This is a genomic window from Flavitalea plasmicola (genome assembly GCF_030546645.1).
GTDB lineage: Bacteria > Bacteroidota > Bacteroidia > Chitinophagales > Chitinophagaceae > Puia.
On the sequence record NZ_JAUOTO010000003.1, the window covers coordinates 652,654 to 675,709 of the forward strand.

Annotated in this window: 24 protein-coding genes and 1 pseudogene; 11 read left to right on the plus strand and 14 right to left on the minus strand. The window is 52.4% G+C overall.

Features of this window, described 5'->3' with window-relative positions; genetic code table 11:
* Positions 1 to 99 precede the first annotated feature (99 nt).
* The 6 genes from Q4E93_RS12710 to Q4E93_RS12735 all read left to right on the plus strand — a co-directional run bounded on the left by Q4E93_RS12710 (position 100) and on the right by Q4E93_RS12735 (position 5,150).
* A complete protein-coding gene (locus Q4E93_RS12710; RefSeq protein ID WP_303585713.1) occupies positions 100 to 591 on the plus strand; it encodes a YajQ family cyclic di-GMP-binding protein in 492 nt (163 codons plus the stop codon).
* Between the two features lie 99 nt (positions 592 to 690).
* Complete coding sequence (locus tag Q4E93_RS12715; protein WP_303585715.1) at positions 691 to 945, plus strand: type B 50S ribosomal protein L31; 255 nt, start codon at positions 691 to 693, stop codon at positions 943 to 945.
* Positions 946 to 1,044: 99 nt separating this feature from the next.
* Positions 1,045 to 1,941, plus strand: a complete 897-nt coding sequence (locus Q4E93_RS12720) for a putative sugar nucleotidyl transferase (protein WP_303585717.1) — start codon at positions 1,045 to 1,047, stop codon at positions 1,939 to 1,941.
* A 20-nt stretch (positions 1,942 to 1,961) separates the two neighbouring features.
* Positions 1,962 to 2,723 (plus strand): triose-phosphate isomerase, encoded by a 762-nt coding sequence (gene tpiA, locus Q4E93_RS12725; RefSeq protein WP_303585718.1) that lies wholly within the window; start codon positions 1,962 to 1,964, stop codon positions 2,721 to 2,723.
* Between the two features lie 23 nt (positions 2,724 to 2,746).
* Positions 2,747 to 3,844, plus strand: coding sequence for a radical SAM protein (locus Q4E93_RS12730; RefSeq protein ID WP_303585720.1), 1,098 nt, complete (start codon positions 2,747 to 2,749; stop codon positions 3,842 to 3,844).
* 13 nt (positions 3,845 to 3,857) lie between these two features.
* Entirely contained in the window at positions 3,858 to 5,150 is a 1,293-nt protein-coding gene (locus Q4E93_RS12735) for a lipopolysaccharide biosynthesis protein (protein ID WP_303585722.1), read from the plus strand.
* Between the two features lie 2 nt (positions 5,151 to 5,152).
* Here the strand turns inward: Q4E93_RS12735 and Q4E93_RS12740 are convergent, their stop codons facing one another.
* On the minus strand, positions 5,153 to 5,416 hold the full coding sequence (locus Q4E93_RS12740) for an acyl-CoA-binding protein (RefSeq protein WP_303585724.1): 264 nt from the start codon (positions 5,414 to 5,416) through the stop codon (positions 5,153 to 5,155).
* 61 nt (positions 5,417 to 5,477) lie between these two features.
* On the opposite strand from Q4E93_RS12740, the gene lepA reads away from it, so the two are divergent.
* The 3 genes from lepA to Q4E93_RS12755 are packed head-to-tail and all read left to right on the plus strand — an operon-like array spanning position 5,478 to position 9,065.
* On the plus strand, positions 5,478 to 7,268 hold the full coding sequence (gene lepA / locus Q4E93_RS12745) for a translation elongation factor 4 (protein ID WP_303585726.1): 1,791 nt from the start codon (positions 5,478 to 5,480) through the stop codon (positions 7,266 to 7,268).
* Between the two features lie 13 nt (positions 7,269 to 7,281).
* Positions 7,282 to 8,352 (plus strand): hypothetical protein, encoded by a 1,071-nt coding sequence (locus tag Q4E93_RS12750; protein ID WP_303585728.1) that lies wholly within the window; start codon positions 7,282 to 7,284, stop codon positions 8,350 to 8,352.
* A gap of 56 nt (positions 8,353 to 8,408) precedes the next feature.
* Positions 8,409 to 9,065, plus strand: coding sequence for a PH domain-containing protein (locus Q4E93_RS12755; RefSeq protein WP_303585730.1), 657 nt, complete (start codon positions 8,409 to 8,411; stop codon positions 9,063 to 9,065).
* Here the strand turns inward: Q4E93_RS12755 and Q4E93_RS12760 are convergent.
* From Q4E93_RS12760 to Q4E93_RS12815, 13 genes and pseudogenes are all read right to left on the minus strand, one after another.
* Positions 9,062 to 10,087, minus strand: coding sequence for a hypothetical protein (locus Q4E93_RS12760; protein WP_303585732.1), 1,026 nt, complete (start codon positions 10,085 to 10,087; stop codon positions 9,062 to 9,064). The genes Q4E93_RS12755 and Q4E93_RS12760 overlap by 4 nt on opposite strands.
* Positions 10,088 to 10,125: 38 nt before the next feature.
* Positions 10,126 to 10,683, minus strand: coding sequence for a D-glycero-alpha-D-manno-heptose-1,7-bisphosphate 7-phosphatase (locus tag Q4E93_RS12765; RefSeq protein WP_303585734.1), 558 nt, complete (start codon positions 10,681 to 10,683; stop codon positions 10,126 to 10,128).
* Between the two features lies 1 nt (position 10,684).
* Complete coding sequence (locus Q4E93_RS12770) at positions 10,685 to 11,269, minus strand: D-sedoheptulose-7-phosphate isomerase (protein ID WP_303585735.1); 585 nt, start codon at positions 11,267 to 11,269, stop codon at positions 10,685 to 10,687.
* A complete protein-coding gene (locus Q4E93_RS34540) occupies positions 11,263 to 11,553 on the minus strand; it encodes a glycosyltransferase (protein ID WP_489670896.1) in 291 nt (96 codons plus the stop codon). Before Q4E93_RS34540 ends, Q4E93_RS12770 begins: the two co-directional genes overlap by 7 nt.
* A gap of 55 nt (positions 11,554 to 11,608) precedes the next feature.
* Positions 11,609 to 12,034: pseudogene (locus tag Q4E93_RS34545) on the minus strand (D-sedoheptulose-7-phosphate isomerase); the annotation flags it as partial.
* Positions 12,028 to 13,176, minus strand: coding sequence for a glycosyltransferase (locus Q4E93_RS12780; RefSeq protein ID WP_303585737.1), 1,149 nt, complete (start codon positions 13,174 to 13,176; stop codon positions 12,028 to 12,030). The pseudogene Q4E93_RS34545 and the gene Q4E93_RS12780, both read right to left, overlap by 7 nt.
* Positions 13,173 to 14,126: a glycosyltransferase family 2 protein gene (locus Q4E93_RS12785; RefSeq protein WP_303585739.1), complete on the minus strand. Its 954-nt coding sequence runs from the start codon at positions 14,124 to 14,126 to the stop codon at positions 13,173 to 13,175. Before Q4E93_RS12785 ends, Q4E93_RS12780 begins: the two co-directional genes overlap by 4 nt.
* Positions 14,127 to 14,152: 26 nt before the next feature.
* Positions 14,153 to 14,695, minus strand: a complete 543-nt coding sequence (locus Q4E93_RS12790) for a DUF4199 domain-containing protein (RefSeq protein WP_303585740.1) — start codon at positions 14,693 to 14,695, stop codon at positions 14,153 to 14,155.
* Positions 14,696 to 14,717: 22 nt separating this feature from the next.
* The gene (locus Q4E93_RS12795; RefSeq protein WP_303585742.1) at positions 14,718 to 15,983 is read right to left on the minus strand and encodes a dihydroorotase; all 1,266 of its coding nucleotides are present in this window, start codon (positions 15,981 to 15,983) and stop codon (positions 14,718 to 14,720) included.
* A gap of 276 nt (positions 15,984 to 16,259) precedes the next feature.
* A complete protein-coding gene (locus Q4E93_RS12800) occupies positions 16,260 to 16,532 on the minus strand; it encodes a UBP-type zinc finger domain-containing protein (protein ID WP_303585743.1) in 273 nt (90 codons plus the stop codon).
* A gap of 30 nt (positions 16,533 to 16,562) precedes the next feature.
* Entirely contained in the window at positions 16,563 to 18,224 is a 1,662-nt protein-coding gene (locus Q4E93_RS12805; protein WP_303585745.1) for an FAD-dependent oxidoreductase, read from the minus strand.
* 74 nt (positions 18,225 to 18,298) lie between these two features.
* The gene (locus Q4E93_RS12810) at positions 18,299 to 19,699 is read right to left on the minus strand and encodes an ATP-binding protein (protein WP_303585747.1); all 1,401 of its coding nucleotides are present in this window, start codon (positions 19,697 to 19,699) and stop codon (positions 18,299 to 18,301) included.
* 145 nt (positions 19,700 to 19,844) lie between these two features.
* Positions 19,845 to 20,813 (minus strand): hypothetical protein, encoded by a 969-nt coding sequence (locus tag Q4E93_RS12815; RefSeq protein WP_303585749.1) that lies wholly within the window; start codon positions 20,811 to 20,813, stop codon positions 19,845 to 19,847.
* Between the two features lie 233 nt (positions 20,814 to 21,046).
* Between Q4E93_RS12815 and Q4E93_RS12820 the strand changes: the two genes are divergently transcribed.
* Together Q4E93_RS12820 and Q4E93_RS12825 are read left to right on the plus strand one after the other, a co-directional pair.
* Positions 21,047 to 22,522: a hypothetical protein gene (locus Q4E93_RS12820; protein ID WP_303585751.1), complete on the plus strand. Its 1,476-nt coding sequence runs from the start codon at positions 21,047 to 21,049 to the stop codon at positions 22,520 to 22,522.
* 24 nt (positions 22,523 to 22,546) lie between these two features.
* Positions 22,547 to 23,041 carry a VOC family protein gene (locus tag Q4E93_RS12825; protein WP_303585753.1) on the plus strand — a complete coding sequence of 165 codons (495 nt, stop codon included), beginning with the start codon at positions 22,547 to 22,549 and terminating at the stop codon, positions 23,039 to 23,041.
* The last annotated feature ends 15 nt before the right edge of the window (positions 23,042 to 23,056 follow it).

A 23,056-nucleotide genomic window follows, 5' to 3' on the forward strand; every position in this document is an offset into this window, starting at 1 on the left:
GAGCTGTGAGCTGCGAGCCAAGGACTTATTAAGTCCACTCATAGCTCGAAGCTCGTAGCTCAAAGCTTTTTCCTTAGCTTTGCCTCTCAACTTCTTACAATGCCATCTTTTGATATCGTCAGCAAAGTCGATCCTCAGACATTGGACAACGCAGTCAACGTGACTAAGAAAGAGATCACCAATCGCTTTGACTTTAAGGATTCTCCCGTCGTCATCGACCTGGACAAAAAGGAAATGAAGATCAAGCTGGAAGCGGAAAGCGACATGAAGATCACCCAGATCACCGATGTGCTGATCAGCCGCAGCATGAAGCAGGGCCTGGATGCACTGGCCTTCGACATGAGCAAGGAAGCCTACCCCAGCGGAAAGATCACGAAAAAGGAAGTGCCCGTTCGCAACGGCCTGAAACAGGAAGATGCAAAAAAGGTCGTTAAGCTCATAAAGGACTCGGGGCTCAAGGTGCAGGCCGCCATCATGGATGACCTGGTCCGGGTCACCGCCAAAAAGATCGATGACCTCCAGGCCATTATCAAGCTTTGCAATGGGGCAAACCTGGGCATTCCCTTGCAATATGTCAATATGAGGAGCTAAAAGGGAGAAATATTTGTTTTCCCCGCTAATTACCCGTAATTTTGCCAACTTAAATAAACCGTACGGCCAAATCCGTACAACCTTTAAATAGAACTAATTATGAAAAAAGGTATCCATCCGAATAACTATCGGTTCGTTGTTTTCAAAGACATGAGTAATGGCTATTCTTTCCTGAGCCGCAGCGGCGCAAGCTCCAGGGAAACAATAAAGTGGGAAGACGGCAACGAATACCCCCTGATCAAATTGGAAATTTCCAATACGTCCCATCCTTTCTTCACTGGTAAGAATGTACTGGTGGATACTGCCGGACGTATCGACAAATTCAAAAAGCGTTACGAAAAGAAAACCAAGTAATTCCTGGTTCTTCTATAATCTATTATCCCTTCCCGCAACGGAAGGGATTTTTTTTAAGGATACGCCATCCCCGATGCGATAATTTTATAGTTTTACCCCATGGATGACACGCTGTTCCCTTTTACGGCCACCCGGGCCATCGCAGATATACGTATCGGTATTCTTACCATTCGGGAGAAGGAACAGCAAGGCGCACGGGGTATCCTGCACTGGATCCCCCGACTTACCCGCCCCTGGCATATTTTCCAGTTCAACGCCGAAGCCCTCGTGGATGACTACACGCTCCTCACCAGCGGCGCCGTTTCCCAGCCCATTCCTCCCTCCGTACAAGCCATTGCTCCAGAGAACATCTTTATAGCGGAAGGCGCCATCCTGCAGCACTGTATCCTCAACGCTTCCACAGGTCCCATCTATATCGGCGCACGCGCCGAGATCATGGAAGGGGCGCTCATCCGCGGGCCCTTTGCCCTTTGTGAGGGTGCCACGGTCAAAATGGGGACAAAGATCTATGGTGCCACGACAATCGGGCCCTACAGCGTCGCCGGCGGAGAGATCAAGAACTCCGTCATCTTCGGCTTCTCCAACAAAGGTCATGACGGCTACCTGGGCGACTCCGTAATAGGGGAGTGGTGCAACCTGGGCGCGGGCACCTCCAACTCCAACCTGAAGAACAATGCCGCAGCCATAAGAGTATGGGATGAACCCACCGGCCAATACATAGCCGCCGGCACGAAATGCGGACTGTTCATGGGCGATTATTCCCGCAGCGCCATCAACACCTCTTTTAATACGGGCACCGTCGTAGGCGTCTGTTGTAATATCTTTGGGGAAGGACTGACGCCCAAACACATACCCAGCTTCAGCTGGGGCTATGGCTCCTCGCCAAAATACGACCTGGAAAAAGCCCTCCGGGATATCGCCGGCTGGAAAAGATTAAAAGGTCATGCACTGACCGATGCTGAAATACAGAAGTTAAAATATATTTTTGAAAAATAATAAATCAAATTACGCCATCAATGAGAAAGCAAATTGCGGCCGCTAACTGGAAGATGAATCTTACTTACCAACAGGGAGAAGAACTACTGGATACAATCCTGAAGGGGAATATCGGGCTGGCTGACCACCAGTACGCTGTCTTTGCCGTTCCCTTCCCTTACCTCATCATGGCCCAGACCAAGCTGTCCGGTAAGAAGAACTATGCAGCTGCGGCTCAGAACTGCTCCGATCAGCCCGCCGGCGCCTACACGGGGGAGGTATCGGCCGAAATGCTCAAATCCATCAACATCGGCTATTGTGTCCTGGGGCACAGCGAAAGAAGAGAATATTTTTCCGAACACAATCAATCCCTGGCTACCAAGACCCAGCGATGCCTGGAGCTGGGTATTACCCCCATTTTTTGCTGCGGCGAACCCCTCAGTATCCGGGAGGTCGATGCGCAGGAGAGTTACGTGGAGGCGCAACTGAAAGAGTCCCTCTTCCATTTTTCCGCGGAAGAGATCAGCAGGATCGTCATTGCCTACGAACCCATCTGGGCCATTGGCACCGGCAAAACAGCTACCGCAGAGCAGGCCCAGGAAATGCATGCCTGCATCCGCCGGCAGCTGGCATCGAAATATGGCAGTCAGGTAGCCGATGCCATTCCCATCCTCTACGGCGGCAGCGTCAAGGCGGGGAATGCCAAAGAGCTGTTTAGCAGGCCGGATGTGGATGGTGGCCTGGTGGGGGGCGCCTCGCTGGTAGCAGCTGATTTTCTGAAAATTATAGAGTCTTTGAAGTAAGGATTGTTGATTATCTTTATGATATGCTGACAGCAATTAAGATTGCGGTTCGGAAAGTGAAAAAGATACCCAGGGGCCAGCTTACTCAAAGAGTAACGCTGGGCCTCCGGAAATATATTACTAATTATCCTTATTCCATCAGCATTCAGACGGTGAGCGCCTGCAACCTCAAGTGTAAGCACTGCTTTATCAATGACTACCGGACAGAGATCCATGACGGCGTAATTAAGATAATGAAATTCAATGAGTTCGTCCTTTTCGCAGAAAGGCTCCGCCCAATGATCCAGCATGCTTCCTTCTTTAATTTTTCCACTTTCGAGGCCATCCTGAACAAACACCTGTTCCAAATGATGGACCTGATCCTGGAGATCAATCCCCGCATGCAGTTCCCATTTCTCTCCAATACCATGGAGCTCTCGGCGGAAAAGATCGCCCGCCTGGAGCAATACCCCATTTCAGAGGTCAATATCTCCCTGGACGGCTATACCAAAAAAACGGTGGAAGATTTCAAGACGGAAGTGGTTTTCGAAAAGATCATAGAGACGATCCGCCTGCTTCGCGGATCCGGGCTCAAGGACAAACTCGCCGTTACCTTCGTGGCCCACAGGGACAATATCCGGGAGCTGCCTGACTACGTCGACTTCGTCCACGGGCTGGGAGTAAAGCAGATCTACGTCAGCAATATCCTCAGCTTCACCAGCAGCCTGGAACCCCTCGCCCTCTATACGCCCGAAGGTAATCCTGAAGCGCAGCAACTTTTTGACGAAGCCGTGAAAAGAGCCAAGGACCATCGCATGAACATCAGCATGCCCCGCCTGTCACCTGTCACCACGGGCTGTCAGTCCACGGAAACTTTCTTTGTAGATATCAACGGCAATGTGGCGCCCTGTGATTTCCTGGCCGTCAGTACGCCATTCACCCTTTGGGGCAAAACAGTCCGCCACGCGCCCGTCATTTTCGGGAATATCCTGAAGGACGATCCCCTGCAGATCTACCGCCATCCGGCGTTTAAGAAGTTCCGGCAGTCCCACCGCCTGGGGAAGGATCTGCCTGAACAATGCACCCAATGTATTGATGCCTATGGCCTGATGTGCAGCAACCGCACTCACCACACCGCTTAAACCGCCACTGCCTATGCCCGTCGGGAAGATCCTGTACCAGAGCTTGCAATGGAAAAGCCTTCAGTTCCTCACTTCCTTCCTTGTCAATATTATTTTCGCCCGCGCCCTGCATGCTTCCGTCGCAGCAGAGTTCTATTCCCTGGTGTACTTCCTCTCCCTGATCATCAGCTGCAGTACCCTGGGGCTGGACATCAGCCTGAATTACTATCTGTCGCGGAAGGAAATGGATGGCGCCACCGCCCGCCGCATCATGCTTGCCGTCACTGGCATGGCGCTCCTGATCAGCCTATCTCTGCTGGCCATATCTTCTTCCCGCTATGCGCATCTCGGCTTGGCACAGGTGCTGCTGCTCTCCGGTCTGCATATCGCAGGGGGGCTGCTGACGGTCCTGGCAGGCGCCGTCTTCACCGCCGCAGGGAAGAATCATGTTCCCGCGCGCATTGCTTTTGTGTTCAATGTGCTGCTGGCGGGCCTCGGTCTTTATTGCAGCAGCCGCTACACCGGTCAGTCGCTGATCTTCCTTCTTTTCTGCCTGTATTTCATAAGTTCCTTCGGCCAGGGCATCCTGCTTTTCCTGCTTTCGTTTCACCTGGCCTTCGGAGCTGGCCACGACCCGATCGCCCTGAAGACGATCCTCCGCTTCTCCTTCCTGGCCTTTGTAACGAACCTGCTATTCTTCATAGCCGCCCGGCTCTACATCTATATGCTGCCCTATTTCTTTTCGCCTCACTGGCAAGGCAACTATATCCAGGCGTATAAGATCGTGGAATACCTGGGGCTGGCCATGTCCTTTACCTACTATCCGTTCATTGCCCTGGTGGCGGGCGTAGGCGAGGGGCGAGCAAAAATGAAAGCCTACCTCCTGTTACTGGTGCGGTTGTCCAATACCGTTGTCCTGGCCTTCTGCCTTGTCGCCACGGCTGGCGGTCCATGGCTTTTCCCTTTGCTGTTTGGGCCCAGCTTCGACAGGATGGCGGGTATCTTCAATGGGTTTATCCTGGGGCTGTTCGCCGTATGCTCCTCCGGCTTCTTTACGGCCTGGTTCTTCGGCAGCGGCCATATCCGTTACAACCTCGTCAGCGCCTGCATCCAGCTGCTTGGCATGCCCCTGTTCTTCTTCCTGCTCAACGGCCCCGCAAGCCCGGAAAGGACGGCCATCGCCTTCAGCTTGTCCAGCATACTGTCCCTGGCTTATGACCTTTGGATATTCAGAAAGGCTTTCCCTTTCCATGCAAGAGAAATATTATTGATCCGCAAGGCCGATGTGAAGATGTTGCATAGCTTTCTCCGCAAAGGATTGCCTTGAGCTCAGGTTTTCAGCTTATTGACCAGGTCGATGTACAGCTGCATGGCCGCCTCCTTTCCTTTGCCTTTCAGCGCTGCCCAGGCCTCGTGTTTTGCTTTGGCGACAAAATCGAAAGGATTGGATGGACCGTCCTCCGTCGCATCTCCTTCCGTAGCTTGTTTATAAAGGGAATATAACTGCAGTAGTGTCTCGTTACTAGGGCGTTCGCTCAGCTCTTTGCTGTCCGCAGCTGCCTGTTCGAATAAGGTGGTGAGTTCGGTAGCCATACCGGTAATTTGTGGTGAAAATAAGCAATTTAAGGCACTAAAATCGTACATTTGCACGGCAATGAAGAACATCCGGAATTTTTGCATCATCGCTCATATTGACCATGGTAAAAGTACCCTGGCAGATCGCTTGCTTGAAATGACCCACACCATATCCGAAAGGGATATGCAGGCCCAGGTATTGGACGATATGGACCTGGAAAGAGAGAAGGGCATTACCATTAAGAGCCACGCCATCCAGATCAATTATCCCCATAATGGACAGAAATATATTCTGAACCTGATCGATACGCCGGGTCACGTGGACTTCAGCTATGAGGTCAGCCGCGCACTGGCCGCCTGTGAAGGCGCCCTGCTGCTGGTAGACGCTACCCAGGGTATCCAGGCACAGACTATCTCCAACCTCTACCTCGCTATTGAGAATGACCTGGAGATCATTCCCGTCATTAACAAGATCGATATGGACGGCGCCATGGTGGAAGAGGTAAAGGACCAGATCATCGAGCTCATCGGCTGCAAGCCGGAAGATATCCTGCTGGCGAGTGCGCGCACTGGCCTGGGAGTCCAGGGAATACTTGATGCCATCATCGAGAAGATACCGCCGCCGGAAGGCAATCCCGATGCACCGTTGCAGGCCCTTATCTTTGACAGCGTCTTCAACTCCTTCCGGGGTATCATCGTCTACTACCGTATCCTCAACGGCAGCATCAAAAAAGGAGATATCGTAAAATTCGTGTCCACCGATCTGGAATACGGGGCGGATGAAGTGGGTATCCTCAAGCTCACGCTCGACCCGAAGCCGGAAGTGAAGACGGGCGATGTAGGCTATATCATCACGGGCATTAAGAACGCCAAAGAAGTGAAAGTGGGCGATACCATCACCCTGGCCAGCAATCCCAATCCGCAAATGATCCAGGGGTTCCAGGAAGTGAAGCCAATGGTGTTCGCCGGCATCTTCCCGGTGGAAACGGACGACTTCGAGGAATTAAGGGACTGCATGGATAAGCTGCAGCTGAATGACGCCTCACTGACCTACGAGCTGGAGACCTCACAGGCCCTTGGCTTCGGGTTCCGTTGCGGCTTCCTCGGCATGCTGCACATGGAGATCATCCAGGAAAGGCTGGAACGGGAATTCAACCAGACCGTGATCACTACTGTCCCCAACGTGAGCTTCGTGGCTCATACCAACAAAGGGGAGGAGATCATCGTGAACAATCCCGCCGAAATGCCCGATCCCACCCGCATCGATAGAATTGAAGAACCCTATATCAAGGCACAGATCATCACTAAGCCGGACTATATCGGCAATATCATGACCCTCTGCCTGGGCAAAAGAGGCATGCTCATCAATCAAAGCTACCTTACCACTACCAGGGTTGAGCTGATCTTCGAGATGCCGCTGACAGAGATCGTATTCGACTTTTATGACAAGCTGAAAAGCCAGACACGCGGCTACGCTTCCTTCGACTACCATCCCATTGGTAAAAAGGACAGCGATATTGTGAAGATGGATATCCTGCTCAACGGCGATAAGGTGGATGCGCTTAGCGCCCTGATACACCGCAGCCGGAGTGCCGATTTCGGAAGAAAGCTCTGCGAAAAACTGAAGGAGCTATTGCCCCGCCAGCAATTCCAGATAGCCATCCAGGCTGCCATCGGCGCCAAGGTCATCGCCCGTGAGACCATCAGCGCCCTGCGCAAAGACGTCACTGCTAAATGTTATGGTGGTGATATCAGCCGCAAACGCAAGCTGCTGGAGAAGCAGAAGGAAGGTAAAAAGCGTATGCGCCAGATCGGCAACGTAGAGGTACCGCAGGAGGCATTCCTCGCCGTCCTGAAACTGGATGAATAATGCACCCCTATTTATGCAGAAGATATTCCTTCTTTTATTCCTGCTGGCAAGCTCCTGGCTGAGCCACGCCCAGGGAACGAAGATCATCAATTTCAAGCAGGAGAAGCTGAAAGCCCGCTTGCAGCATTATTATATCGCAGAAATTAAGGACGACCGTTCCGACACCACCACCATTGGATCTGTCCGTTCCGGCGTCTTCAGCAAAAAATCTGTTTCACTCAACTTACCCGGCGGTGCTGCCGCAGCCTTTTTTAATTTCTTCAAGGCCAACCTTACAGCCGACACGCATACCATACCGATCAGCCTGCACATCGTTCAGTTGGAAGTTGCAGAAAAGACAGGAGGCCTGAAAGCCGAGTCTGAAGTGCGGATGAACATCGCGTTTTACAATGCCGCAGGTAAGATCGTGGAATACAAAGGCAGCAATACGGTGCAAGCGACCCTGGATGCCTCCCGCTATGTGGAAGAGCTGATCCGGCGTGGATTGGATGATATGCTCCAGCAGTTCGACACATGGGCAGGTCAGAACCAGGCGCAGCTGAAGGCGGCACTCAAAGGTCCTTCCGTAGAGATGGAGGTGGAGATCCTGGCGGACGCCGCCGATACGGACAGGATAGCCTGGACGCGTGGACGCCCCCTCACATTGGATGATTTCAGGGGCAGGCCGGATGAGCTCAGCCGGGCCGCCGCCGCCACCAACAGCGGCCTGGACGTCAGGACCAGCCTGCAAACGCAATATGGGCAGACAAAGGTCACCGTCACCATCGTCCCTTTCTTCGATAAGGGGCGATCCTGGTGCCGCGCAAACAGCCGCAATGCCCGCACCCTGCAGCATGAACAGCAGCATTTCAATATCACGGCCATAAAAGGCTGCGAGCTGGCTGACACCATCCGCCATTTCACCTTTACCACGCAGAACTATATGAAGGAGTTGGAGCAGCTGTACAGGCAGAAAGACAGGGAAGCCCAGCAGCAGCAGGAGGTATATGACGGAGAGACCAATCACGGACAGATCCCCGCCGCACAAACGAAATGGGAACAGACGATCCGGGAGATGCTGAACAGACAATCCTGCTACAGGTAAACTGCCTTTCCGCAGCGCCCGAAAATTCCATAATTTCACTACCTAATAGCCATCCCATGCGCACCCCGATTCAAAATGGAGAAAAGATCCTACTTGTGACGTACAGCAGCTGGACTTTGCTGATCCTGCCCTTTTTCATCGCCCTGGCAGGGATCGTCGCCTCGTACTTCATCGGCTTTATCGATCACTACGGATGGATCGCGGCCGTTCTGGGTATCCTGTACGGCTGCTGGAAGTACTTCGTCTGGAAGGTCAATATCTGGGTAGTGACCAATTTCCGGGTCATCGACGAATCCGGACTGCTGAGCCACTATGCCAAGGAAAGCCCCCTGGATAAGATCAACAACGTATCTTACGACATGACGCCGATGGGGCGGCTGTTCAACTATGGTCATGTGGAGATCCAGACGGCTGCCGAAGTAGGTGCCACCGATTATTTCAATGTCAGTCATCCACGCAGGCTGAAAGATACCATCACAGCCGCACAATCAGATTACAAAACCCTTCAATCCACCGCACAGGCAAGGCAAATGGCGGCAGCATTCAATGAGTCTATCGGACAGGGCCACCCGGGAGCGCATCCGGCGCAGCAGGCGCATACCACCTCGTCCAATATCGCTGCGGAACTGGAGAAATTATTCGATCTGAAGCAGAAAGGCGCTTTGTCGGAAGAGGAATACCAGCGCGCCAAGAGCAGGCTGCTGGGGCACTAATTGCCTGGTTTTTTCTTCGGTTTCACCGGCTTTGCAGGTGCGGTCGTTTTTGCCTTTTCGCCCTCCTGGATATTCTTTTCGGATTGCTCCTGGAGCTTCTGCTCGTTGATCCCTCCGCTCTCGTCCAGGATCTTCTGCTCCTGCGGGAACTGTCCATCCTTCAGTTTATATTCGAGGATCTTCTTCTCCACATGCACCCACATACCGTCCTGCCATTTGAATCCTTCGAAATCTCCATCGGGGATGTACGAGTCCTTCCTGTTCGGCTCATCCCCTTCGGGCACCAGGTGGTCGAACATGACCATGTCCATGTTGGGATCATAATTAAACCGGGTGGCGGCATCCTTTTTATATTCGATGTTGAAACGGTATTGCGTACGGCGTCGAACAGAATCGTCCTGGAATGAAAAATAAGGTCCCCCGAACATAGGCTCCCCATTGCTCCGGGAAAAAGTCAGCACTTCCATCCATTTCTTGTTGCTGCTGCGGGTGAAATCGTCGAAACCTATCAATGTATAATAGTTGATCCCATTGTAAGATTTTTCGATAATGCGGTAGTATATCGCCCCGATCCAATTACGCCTTGTTCTCACGGAATCCAGCGGCCTGGCGGTAAACATGCTGACGTCGAACAGGGGATAGAGTTTCAGGGATCCATCCGGCTGGTTCATCTGGATAGCGCCTTCCTGCAGGAACAACAGATCGTCTTTTTTATACTGCCACGTGATGATGCGGAAAGTGCTGTCCGGCGCATACAAACGCGAGATGCTCTCCAGGCTGTCAAAAGGATAGTAAAAAGAGTGCTTCATCTTTAACGACCGGACCAGGGTACGGACGAACTGACTGTCTGCACGGAGCCGTACGGCAGGGTCACCCGCATTGATCAGCGAGTCCGACAATACCTTCAGGGAGTCTTCCTGGACCTGAAGCGATTTCAATACGCTGGGACTCAAGGCGGTCTGCGCTTCAGCATGGTGGAGGCTGCAAAGAAAGAGTGCAATTAAGAGAATGCGGTTGATCATATGAGGAATTTTCAAAACGCAAAAGACAACCCAAAATTTCATCGCAATTGCAAAGCTTTTGCAAAATCGTATAAAGATTTGAAAACCAAATCAATATCGGGGTGGGGAAGCGCCGGGGCCGGGCTGGTCGTGCTCAGGAACACCGTATACATACCCGCATTCCTCCCAAACTCCATATCGCTGAGGTTATTCCCCACCATGATGGACCTTGTGAAGTCGATGTCCGGCAGATCCTGACGGGCGGCCAGAGCCATGCCAGGGTTCGGCTTGCGATGCGGGTGATCGTTCGACAAGGAATCACAATAGTAAACGGCATCTATCCGCCCGCCGGCGGCCGCAGCAGCTGCAATCATTTGCGCATGGATATCCGCCAGGTCCCCCGCCGTCATCAACCCTTTTCCCACGCCCCGCTGGTTGGTGACCACCACGATCCGGGGAAAAATTCCGGCCAGGAGCTGCAAGGCTTTGAGCCCCCCCTCGTAAAAGGCAAACTCCCCATAATGGAAAACATAGCTCTGCTCTTTTTCCTCATTGATCACACCATCCCTGTCCAGGAAAAGCGTCCAGCGCCCATCTATCTTTTGCAAGTCCAGCATATTATTCCTGTTTTCCAAAATATTTTTCTTCCACCAGCTGACAGATCGTATGCCCGATCAGCATATGGGCTTCCTGTATCCTGGGCGTGTTGGATGAAGGTACATTGACCAGGTAGTCGCTGCGTTCCTTTAACAGGCCGCCACCTTCCCCTGTGAATCCGACTGTCACCATTCCTTTCTCCCTGGCCGTATCAAAAGCCTGTACGATATTGACGGAATTGCCGGAGGTGGAAAGCCCGATCAGCATATCACCCTTCTTCCCGATGCCCCGGATCAGCCGCGAATAGATGACGTCATAGGTATAGTCGTTCGCAACTGCAGTCAGGTAGGATGTGTTGCAGTGCAGCGCTTCGGCAGGTAAGGCCTCACGGTTGATATAAAACCGGCCGGAGAACTCCGCCGCCAGATGCTGCGCATCCGCCGCGCTTCCCCCGTTGCCGCAGAAATAGATATGGTTGCCATTTCGAAAGATGGTGACAATGACATCCACCAGCTCCGAGATCAGCTGTAGCATCCGCTCGTCTTTCAGCAGCTGGCTCTTCACCGTCACTGATTCGTTGATGCAAAATTTAATTTTATCTAGCATGGAATGATTTTAATGATGTTCTCCACCAGCTTGCTCCAGGAATATTTCTCCTTCTCCTCACGAAGGTGAGGAATAAAATGATCGGCTCCTAATTCGTAGAACCGCAGCATCCCATCTGCCAGTGCGGCTGCTTCCGGCTGCACCACCAGGCCCACCCGTTCGTGGGGCACCAGGGCAGGCAGCCCTCCCACATTGGTGACGATCATCGGCTTCCCGAAGTGATAAGCCAGCGGTGTCACCCATATGGGCTTCCTGTATCCTGGGCGTGTTGGATGAAGGTACATTGACCAGGTAGTCGCTGCGTTCCTTTAACAGGCCGCCACCTTCCCCTGTGAATCCGACTGTCACCATTCCTTTCTCCCTGGCCGTATCAAAAGCCTGTACGATATTGACGGAATTGCCGGAGGTGGAAAGCCCGATCAGCATATCACCCTTCTTCCCGATGCCCCGGATCAGCCGCGAATAGATGACGTCATAGGTATAGTCGTTCGCAACTGCAGTCAGGTAGGATGTGTTGCAGTGCAGCGCTTCGGCAGGTAAGGCCTCACGGTTGATATAAAACCGGCCGGAGAACTCCGCCGCCAGATGCTGCGCATCCGCCGCGCTTCCCCCGTTGCCGCAGAAATAGATATGGTTGCCATTTCGAAAGATGGTGACAATGACATCCACCAGCTCCGAGATCAGCTGTAGCATCCGCTCGTCTTTCAGCAGCTGGCTCTTCACCGTCACTGATTCGTTGATGCAAAATTTAATTTTATCTAGCATGGAATGATTTTAATGATGTTCTCCACCAGCTTGCTCCAGGAATATTTCTCCTTCTCCTCACGAAGGTGAGGAATAAAATGATCGGCTCCTAATTCGTAGAACCGCAGCATCCCATCTGCCAGTGCGGCTGCTTCCGGCTGCACCACCAGGCCCACCCGTTCGTGGGGCACCAGGGCAGGCAGCCCTCCCACATTGGTGACGATCATCGGCTTCCCGAAGTGATAAGCCAGCGGTGTCACCCCGCTTTGGGTGGCGTTCCGGTAAGGCTGTACCACGGCATCGGCCGCACAGAGATAATATTTTACATCCTGGTCGGGGATAAAATCCGTACGGAGCAAAAGGCGGTCGCGGATACCCAGCCTTTCGATCTGCTCCCGGTAAACCCGCTCATCCTCATAGAACTCACCCGCCACCAGCAGCTTGATACCGGCAGCCCGGATGCGCTCATCCGCCATCGCCTCCAACAAGAGATCCAGCCCCTTATATTTCCGGATAAACCCAAAGAAGAGGAGGATCCGGTCGTTCTCTTCCGCCTTCAGCCCTTTCTCCCGTAAGATAGCCCGGGCCGCCGTCAAGGGAATAGGCTCGCCGAAATTATCGTACAGAGGGTGGGGGACCTGCAGGGCGGGCTTATCTTTTTCGAATAGCCGCAGATCCTGCATTACCTTTTCGCTCATAGTGATAAAGGCATCACAGCTTTTCAGGAAGTACCTGGTGAAAGGGATATCGCCCGGCCGCCGTTCATGCGGGATGATATTATCCGTCAATGCAATGATGCGCGTATGTTTATTCCGGCGCACTCTCCGTAAGATGGTTCCCAGCGCCGGCCCCATAAAGGGCAGCCAATACCGGACAACGATAATGTCGGGCCGGAGACGGCGCAGCTCTTCACCCACCAGCCACCAGTTGAGCGGGTTAATGCTGTTCACCCGGGAATGGATGGTCAGACCTTCCGGGGCCGGCTCATCCGTGTATTGCGAGCTGCCGGGAAAAAGGAAAGAGGGATATTGCAGGGAAAAAGAATAGATACGACAATCATAGCCTTCCTGTAGAAAAGCCTTTGCCAGCCGGTGATTAAAAGTGGTAAGACCACCTCCTCTCAGAGGATGTGCCGGGCCGAGGATAATGACGGTACCGTTCATGGTTGGTCCAGTCCAAGTTTTTCTTCGATGAGATAAGAGTTGCGGCCTGGCGAATTACGGGAGATCAATTCCGCGACAAAGCCGGTGAGAAACAGCTGGCTGCCAATGACCATCGTGATCAGGGCGATGTAGAATGCCGGCTTCGTGGTCAGGCCGAACGAGGCATAATGCGTCAGCTTGGCGGTGACCAGATATACGCTGGCGACAAAGCCGATCAGGAAGCAGACGACACCCAGCGGACCGAAGAAATGCATGGGACGCTTGCCATATTTCCCGACAAATGTGATCGACGCCAGGTCCAGCAGTCCTTTCAGTCCACGGCCCAGGCCGCCGAACTTGGTGAATCCGTATTTCCTGGCCCGGTGCTGCACGACTTTCTCGCCGATGCGGCGGAAGCCCGACCATTTGGCGATCACAGGGATATAGCGATGCATCTCGCCATACACTTCGATGCTTTTGACGACCTTGCGCCTGTAAGCCTTCAATCCGCAGTTGAAATCATGAAGAGGGATCCGGCTTACCCTTGCCGTAGTCCAGTTGAAGAATTTGGAGGGCAGGGTCTTCGAGACCGGATCGTGACGTACTTTCTTCCAGCCGCTGACGAGGTCATACTTGTCTTCGACGATCATGCGCCGCAGCTCGGGGATCTCATCCGGGCTATCCTGCATGTCCGCATCCATCGTGATCACCACATCCCCCATAGATGCTTTGAAGCCTTCGTTCAGGGCGGCGGATTTGCCATAGTTGCGCTGGAACCGGATACCTTTTATCATCGGGTTTTTGTGGCGTAATTCATTGATGACCTCCCATGAATTGTCCGTGCTGCCGTCATCCACCAGAATGATCTCACAGGAAAGATCATGCGCTTTTACCACGCGGTCGATCCAACTGCACAGCTCCGGCAAAGATTCGTCTTCGTTATATACGGGTATGACTATCGAAACATCCATTAATAGTGTATTTATTATTGCGCGCTCTATTTTAGGTCCGCTTCGCTGAATTCCGGTTTTTTCTTCTTTATAATGGCCGCGATCACCAGGGAGACCAGGAAGAAAACGATATAGGAAACACATAGTCCCATTATCGACTTGGATAAAGAGAATTGATTGGCGCCCCGATCCTTCGTCAGTGCCTCATCGATCTTATCCTGGCTTACATTCATGCGCAGCATGAATTTTTCCATTTTTTCCATGATCGCCTGCTCCACTACCTGTCTGAAAGTCGGATCGATGTAATTCATCAGCACCCAGGTGAAAAGGGTTTGAAGCGCCAGGGCAACGACAAAAACAAGAAAGGCGGATTTCAGGGCGTCCCTGAACTCCAGGTAGCCGCCACCGGTCTTTTTCTCTTTTAAGGGCGCTACGATCGCCATGCTTAGCAGGATGGCATACCCCAGGTAAGCCGCCGGTCCAAGGTAGGCGTTTACTCCCGACAGGTATAATACGGTTGTCAGCAGGATCATGGCCAGGCCTGCCACCAATCCGCAGGTCAATGAGATGGATATTTTCCGGGGTTGCATAAATGAAAAATTATTGTTGATGTTAGTCTTCCCATATTAACCTGTCTCCATTGAGGATCCCCAATGCACGCCCCTTCAGCGATCGACCCAGGAAAGCCGTATTCTTTGACTTGGACCTGAGCCCTTTTTCCTCCACCAGGGTCGTCCCGGAGGGATCGAAGAAGCTGAGACAAGCGGCATTTCCTTCCTGCAAAGTCGGCTGTTCCAACCCAAAAATATCCCTGGGCGCCGATGATAGAAGTGCGACCGCCCTTTCAGCGCTCAGTTCGGGGATTGCCGTCCGCAGCACAGCGTACACTGTCTCAAGACCCGTCATGCCGGCCTTGGCATATTCGAATTCCACTACTTTACTGTCGTACTCGTGGGGTAGATGATGGGAGGCAATACAGTCAACGGTCCCATCCAGCACCGCCTGCTTGAGCGCAGCTACGGCAACCTCGTCCCGCAGGGGAGGGAAGACCTTCAGGTTCGTGTCGTATTGGACCAGGCTGGCATCCGTGAAGAACAGGTGGTAAGGCGCAACGGAACAGCTGACGGACAGACCGCCGTCCTTTGCGCGCCGGATATAGTCGAGTCCGCGAGGGGAGCTCACGCCTGTGAAATGGATACGGGAACCTGTATACCGCGCCAGCTTGATATCCCGGGCAATGATGAGCTCCTCAGCCATCATGGGCTTGCCCGGCAGGCCCAGGCGCGTGGAAATAATGCCTTCGTTCATCAGTCCGCCGGCGCCTACGCTCCGGTCGTCAGGGACTTGTATGACGACCCCTTCGAATGCTTTTACATACTGCAAACCTTTCAGGAGCAGCCCCGCTGACTGCACGGGGCTTGTTCCATCGCTGAAAGCGACGGCGCCACTGTGACGCATATCGTACATTTCTGCCAGGTCCTTTCCCTCCAGTCCCTTCGTCAGGGCGCCGATGGGCCGGATATTGACAGGCAGATTGGCCGACTTGCCGCGTATATATTCTACCTGAGATTTGCTGTCGACGACAGGCCGGGTATTGGGAATGACGAAAACATCGGTAAATCCCCCTGCGGCAGCCGCCTGGGCGCCTGTCTCCAGGGTCTCCTTGTATTCATAACCCGGGTCACAGAAATGGGCAAAGATATCAACCCAACCGGGTGAGACGTGCAAGCCCTGATGATGGATAGTGCGGTCGGCCTCCACCCGGAGGTCCTGCGCTATGGCCTTAATGCGGCCTTCTTCGATTAAAATATCCCGGATCTGTCCGTTATGGGGAGACAGGCGGTCTATGATAGCAGCCTGTTGAAAGAGTATCTTCATTACCAAAGAATTGCGCGAAGATACAAAAATTGTTAACAGCGCCCTTTATTCGCTGATAAATATCAGCACCAAAAAAATGGCCGAAAGAAAAATAATAACCAGGTTCTGTTTCCTGTCTGTTGTCATATCGCTCTGATTTATTTAACTGTTATGGTATTAAAAAAGACTCCTCCAGCATGATATGCTGAAAGACGGCAAACAGCTAATAAAAGGAATGGGATTTCAGTGACGCAGGAGGCAGGTCACCGTACATTATGAAATTTTCGTGCCAATAATTCAATACTCAGCAAAAAGCCGGTCCTTATAACACCAGAGCCATCGCTCCCCCGGCTCGGCAGAGATGATCAGCGGGTGGTGTGATGTATGATAATGCTTGGTCATATGCGTATTGGGAGAGTCATCGCAGCATAAGGTGGCGCCACAGGTCTGGCAGACCCGGAGGTGCACCCATTCATCCCCCGTTTTGATACACTCTTCACAGACATAATCTTTGCTCGTTTTCAGCTGGTCGATCGCCGCGATATGCGAACAGGATGGATCGGTATGCATAATAATTCCTTTAGTTGAAGTCACTTAACTTTATACTTCGGCCAGGTATTTATGAACAAAACTAATGGCCATTGAACCTTCGCCGACAGCTGAAGCTACCCGGTTCATGGCCCCGGCCCGTACATCTCCGGCTGCAAAGATGCCCGGGCAGCTGGTCTCCAGCAGGTAAGGGTCCCGGTCCTGCTTCCAGATCTTGCTGAAATTGGAATAGACCTTCAGGTCGCGTCCCGTTTCCAGGAAACCTTTTTCATCCTTTATGATATCCAGCCCGATCCAGTCCGTGTAGGGACGTGCCCCGATGAAAACAAACAGGGCGTCCGCCTTTCGGGTCTCTCTGCCTTTTGTATCCACATCTTCGATGGTCAGCTCTTCCAGCTTGCCTGAACCGGCGGCTTCTGCAATCTCCCTTTTCCCCATTACATGGATATTGGGACGGGTGCCCAGCTGGTCGATGAGATAGGTCGACATGGTGCTGACAAGGTTCTCCTTACGGACGAGGATATAAACATTTTTTGCAAACTTGGACAGGTACATGGCCGCTTGTCCGGCCGAATTACCGCCGCCGACTACGAAAACCTCTTTGTCACGGAAAGCCGCCGCCTCCGTCATAGCCGCCCCGTAATAGATACCGGCGCCCGTAAAGTCGCCTATACCCTTCGTATCCAGTTTCCGGTAATCTACTCCCGTAGTGATCACTACGGCATGTGAGTCGATACAGGTGTCGTTGTCCAGGATGATCTTTTTGTACCCGTCCTTTTGCCTGATGTCCTTTACATACCCCGGCAATAAGAGTTCGGCTCCCAACCGGCTGGCTTGTGTGACGGCTCTCCGGGTGAGCTCAGCGCCGCTGAGTCCTGTCGGGAAACCCAGGTAATTTTCGATACGGGAGCTGGTGCCCGCCTGTCCTCCGGGCGAATGCCGCTCGACCAGTAAGGTCTTTAGTCCCTCGGAAGCGCCATACACCGAAGCCGCCAATCCCGCAGGGCCTGCGCCGATGATCACCACATCGTACATGTTGTTCTTAATGACGGGATTCAGTCCTATCTTCTCCGCTACATGTGGAATGGCCGGCGCCGCCAGGAAGCTGCCATCCTCCATGAATAGCACCGGCAGGTCTTTCGTCATGATATTATTCAGTTTCAGCAGCTGCGCGCCTTCCTCGCTGGTCTCGATATCCATCCATTGAAAAGGCACGAGGTTGCCTGATAGGAATTCCTTGATATCATGTGACTTGGGCGAGAACTGATATCCGATGACCTTCAGTCCCTTAAAAGCCGGCCTGTAGGTGCTTTGCCAATCTTCCAGCAGGCCATTGATGATGGGATACAATCTGTCCTCCGGGGGATCCCAGGGTTTCATGAGATAGTAGTCCAGCTGTATGTCATTGATAGCCCTGATGGCCGCATCGGTATCGGAATAAGCTGTCAGCAGCACCCGCTTTGCATCGGGAAAGAATGCTATCGCCTGTTTGAAAAAATCCACTCCCTCCATTTCCGGCATCCGCTGATCGGATATAATAAGGGCCACCGTCTCGGATTTGTTCTTCAGGTCCAACAGACTGTCCAACGCTTCTTTGGCGGAAGTAGTACTCAGTATCCTGTAGTCATTCCGATAATGGCTTCTGAGGTCGCGTGTAATAGCTCGCAGGACCTGTGCGTCATCATCGATTGTAAAAATGATCGGTTGATTCATAAAATGGGTCTGTTAGCGCTCGCAATTTAAGGTAATTATTTTTCGGACAAAGTGCCGCCCATCCAACTCATCGCTCATCCATCGATGAGAAAGCAGACGATGAATTCCGTCCTTCCCGGCCGGGAATTCACTTTCACCGAGCCCCGGTGCTGCTGCACGATGCGGGTCACCACATCCAGCCCGAGCCCCGTTCCCTTCCCAATATCCTTTGTCGTAAAAAAAGGATCGAAGATCTGGGACCGGATGTTCTCGGGAATGCCGGGGCCGTCGTCGGTGATCGTCACTTCCACAAACTCTCTGTCTCTCCGGGTACGGATGGTTAGCTGTCCCTTCCCATTTATTTCCATGGCATCCAGGGCATTGTCGATGAGGTTGGTCCACACCTGGTTTAGTTCTCCTACCATGGCTTTTACTTTCGGAAGCGTTTCGTCGAACTCCTCCTTTACTGTCACATTGCCTTTTTTTATTTTATGCTGCAGGATGGTGAGTGTGGTGCGAAGACCGGAATGGATGTCCGTATATTCCTTTCCTTTCCCCTGATCCATATGGGTGAAGGTTTTGATGGATTTCACCAGGTCCGAAATGCGCTGGGAGGATTCCTGGATGTCCCCTATCATCCGCTCGGTCACCAGGTTGGTATTGATCCAGTTGAAGACGGGCGACAAATAGTGGGCAGGGATGTGTTCCTTAAAGGATTCCATGTCGTCACAGGTGAATGCGTAATCCACGAAGTTCTCGGCAACTTCGTCGCTATTGCTTATGTTGTGGTCGTCCAGCCAGTCCCGTACGGCATCTTCCTTTTCCGTCCGCTGGATGAGCGTGAGCTTGGGCTTTTCTCCCCGGTGCAGGATCTCGAACAGCTTCTGGGTAACGATGTCCACTTCTTTTTCTTCCATCCGGATGGCCATGACCTCTTTAAAGGACTTGGGTTCCAGGTGCAGGTGCTGCATCAGGGAAGTAGATCCCCGTACGATGGCCGCGGCGGGATTGTTCAGCTCGTGCGCCAGACCGGCCGACAATTTTCCCAGCGCCATCATTTTTTCATTCTGCTGCTGAAAGGCCGTATAGTTCCGAACCCGCGTGGTCATGATATGCACCAGCGCCTGCGTTAGCTCGAAGTGCTTATTAATCATTTCCCTGGACTTACCGATCGGCAGGGTCATCACCCGGATATTGCCTGCCGCTTGTCCCATCGCTTTGGCTATCAGGCCGCGCGAAAAGGGGAGATAGCCGAATATGGCTTCCGGCTCCAGATAGACCTGGTCGCGCATCTCGTTATTTTGCAGCAGGTACATCTTGACCCTTCCCTCCATGAGTACATGGGTGCCTTTCATGGGTTCACCGTTGCGAAAAAGAAAATCTCCGTCGGGCACTTCATGCACCGTGCTGCTGTCGATGAACCATTGCAGCTGTTCGAGGGGGACTTCTTTAAGTGTTTCTATGGACTGGAGCCAGGCGGCGGTAACATTTTCCATGGGGGCAATGTACCGAAAAAAATAACATCAGCAGGAGGGGGGAGTTGTATGGATCATGGTAGTATTTTGCAAGATTACTTGCTAACAGTGTTAGCAAAATAAAAAGAGGCCGGCGTCAGCCGGCCTCTTAGACAAATTTATCATTCTAATAAGGCAATATGAAAGTATACGTCTTCCCGGCTTCCCACACTAACTTGAAATAGTAGGATCCATCGGGGCAGGTAGTAGCATTCCCATTGGCATCCAATCCGAAAGTGATCGTGGTGGTAACTTCAGGACGAATGACCTTCACTTCTCCCTGGGTAAGCCTCCAGCTGCAATTCTGATCGATGACCAGCGGTTGGGTGATCTGTGTCACGAAGGTATTGCCCCAGCGGTTGACGCCCCATTCGGAGATACCCGTAGTGCTGCCATCCGTATGTACGCCGGTGGTCGTAATGACATACCCATTATTTACCCAGCTGTACACCCTTTGACGGGCAACATGCCAGGTGCGCTTGGCGCCATTGTCGAAAGTAATGGACATGTCATCGCTGGTAACCTTATGCGTGACTGGGGTCCCTTTCGGTACGTCGATCAGGCTTCCACCGTTGACATTTGTATAAGTATGTGTACCATTCAGCGTAATGCTCTTGCTGTCCCGAATACGGGTGATCTTCAGGTTCTGGATGCTCACGTTGACGACAGCGCCCATATCCTTCCAATGCGTTCCCTTGGTCCAGGATACAACGACAACACCAGTCCGGGTACGGGTCCCGGCACAATTGCTGCCATTATACGTAATAGTTATATTGCAAGTGGCCGTGCTGGTATCCATGGTCACAGATGCATCACAGATAAGGTCCTGTTGCACAGGCTTGACATCCTGCGTGGCGATGCCTTCTTTATAGCCGGGTGTGACACTGCTGCCAGTAATGGCAGCCTGATTGGAAAGCATGGCGTTGACATCGTCAGTCACCGCATCTGTCTCATTGGACACTTGCGTCTGGTCATCCGACTGCGTTTGCAGCTCTTCGCTGGACTGGCCCGTGCTTTTGTTATCCTTTTTACAGGCGTTGAAAGTAATAGTAAACGCTAGAATAGCCCAAAGGAGATACAGGGATCTTGTTTTCATACATTACGTTTTAGTGGGTGGTCGCTTGGTTTTTATAAATGGTTTTGTTTAGGACGGATTGTTTCATGGATAGTTTAACGGAATTTTATATAAATTATTTTTTTTTAATTGTTAAGGTCCTATTTAGTAAGAGATTCTATTTCTGTTATATACCAAAACAACGGCTTATACGTTAATGGCATCGTGCCCCTTAAAGCGGACCACAGCTAACCCCTTAACCCTTAACCCTGTTGATGAGATATTTTTTATTCATCGTATTGTCGTTGCTTTTAGGACAGGCGCGGTCCCAGGATAATTGCAGAAAAAGCTCGCCCCTGTTCCGGTTTGACCCCCGCGAACACCCTCGTCTGTTCACCGACAAGCTGGGCAATCATCCTCAGTTTCCCTTCCTTCAACGCGAAAAAGGCGTCACTACGCCCAACCTTGTCATTCACTTCGTCAAAGACCCCGAAAGCCAGGTGAAATACCCCGAAGAATTTAAAATATTCGATCAGCTATTGAAGGACATCGGGTTTGTCCGAGGTTATAAAGACCTTCACACCGTGCATGTAAGGAAAAGCTATGTCCAGGATGGCACCATCGGCAACCTGGGTTTTTATAATAATGAGAAGCCTCAATACAATTATATATATGTTCGGCTGAATCCCGCCGGGGAAGGCCGTCGCGGCATTCCCGCCTGGAAGATCACAGGGCCTTCGGGCTGCTGGTTCTACATCCTGCACACCTGCGGCAACGCCTTTTATCCCGGCCATACGAACGATGACTGCTGCAAGGAAATAAAGGCCGAAACCAGGATCAATCCGCTGGAAATAAAACCACAGGCAGTGGACCGCCCCCTGCATATAAAGATCACCTTCTATGAAGGCAGGATCTTGCCTGCGCATAGGCGTAACGGTAAGGCGGACACCCTCGTCACCTTGCTGCGCAGCATCGACACGCTCATGAGCTTTAGGGATACCATCGGCCATACCCTGAAAGTATATGTCGCCGATACGGTAAGCCACCTGCTGGTGTGCCGGGACACCGTCCTGCAGCTGCGCCCCCGTTTGCTGGTGGACAGCACACCCGGTGCTCCTGACAGCGTGCAGTACGTACTTTCCGACACCGCCTATGTTTCCACGCCAACTAAAGGCAACACCCCTTGTCAAAAAAAATGGGAGATAGCGCTGGACGGAGGCATTTCCTTTAATTCCATTCCCCGCTTCGACAACACGACGATACATACACGCACGGATGGAAGCCACCCGGCCGCCGAGCTGGCCATCTCACGGATCTTTAATCATTGGTTCCAGGCGGGAGTCATGGTATCGTATATCACCCTGTCCTACCAGGATGATGTAGCCTATCCGGGTTCCGCTCCCAATACGTACAACACCGTTTATATAGGCAAGCCCATCCTTCCCATCCAGCTTTTTGGAAAAGCTACCATCGGAGGGCCCCTGCGCTGGCAGTCCAATGTATCGCTGTCAGCGGGCTGGTCTCTTCCCATGAAAGACCAGATCATCAATGGCGGCAATACGCTGGCGACTAAGCCTGGGGTAAAGGGCGGACCGACAGCCGGGTTCAAGATGGGCGTGGCGTATTTCTTCAGCTGTAAGTTTGGCCTCGGGCTCACTTTCAGCGGGCAATATTTTTCCAATAAAGCCGATGCGATGAGCTATCACCTGTTTGCACTGCCCATCACCCTGGGGATACGTTACCGGTTCTAATCCCGTAACTTTGTCTGCAAATTTATGGAGAACAACTACATCATTCCCGCCGGGACAAGAATAGGGCACGTGCACCTTAAGGTCAGCGATCTGCAGAGGTCGATGGACTTTTACTGCGGACTGCTGGGCTTCCAGCTGATGGCGCGCTATGGAACGGAGGCCGCCTTTATTTCCGCCGGCGGCTATCACCATCACATCGGACTCAATACATGGTATAGTAAAGGCCAGCCTCCTGCTCCCGAAAAGGCCCCCGGTCTGTTTCACACGGCGATCCTTTATCCCGAAAGAAAGGACCTGGCGGCCGCATTGCAGCGACTGGTGGATGCAAAATATCCGCTCACCGGCGCTTCCGATCACGGTGTCTCCGAGGCGCTGTACCTGGACGATCCCGATGGCAATGGAGTGGAGCTATACTGGGACCGCCCCGTCGATCAATGGCCGAAGGATGCGGAAGGACAGCTCACCATGTTCACCCATCGCCTGGACATACAGGGTTTGCTGGGGGAGTTGGCGAAATAAACGCTTACCCCTGCT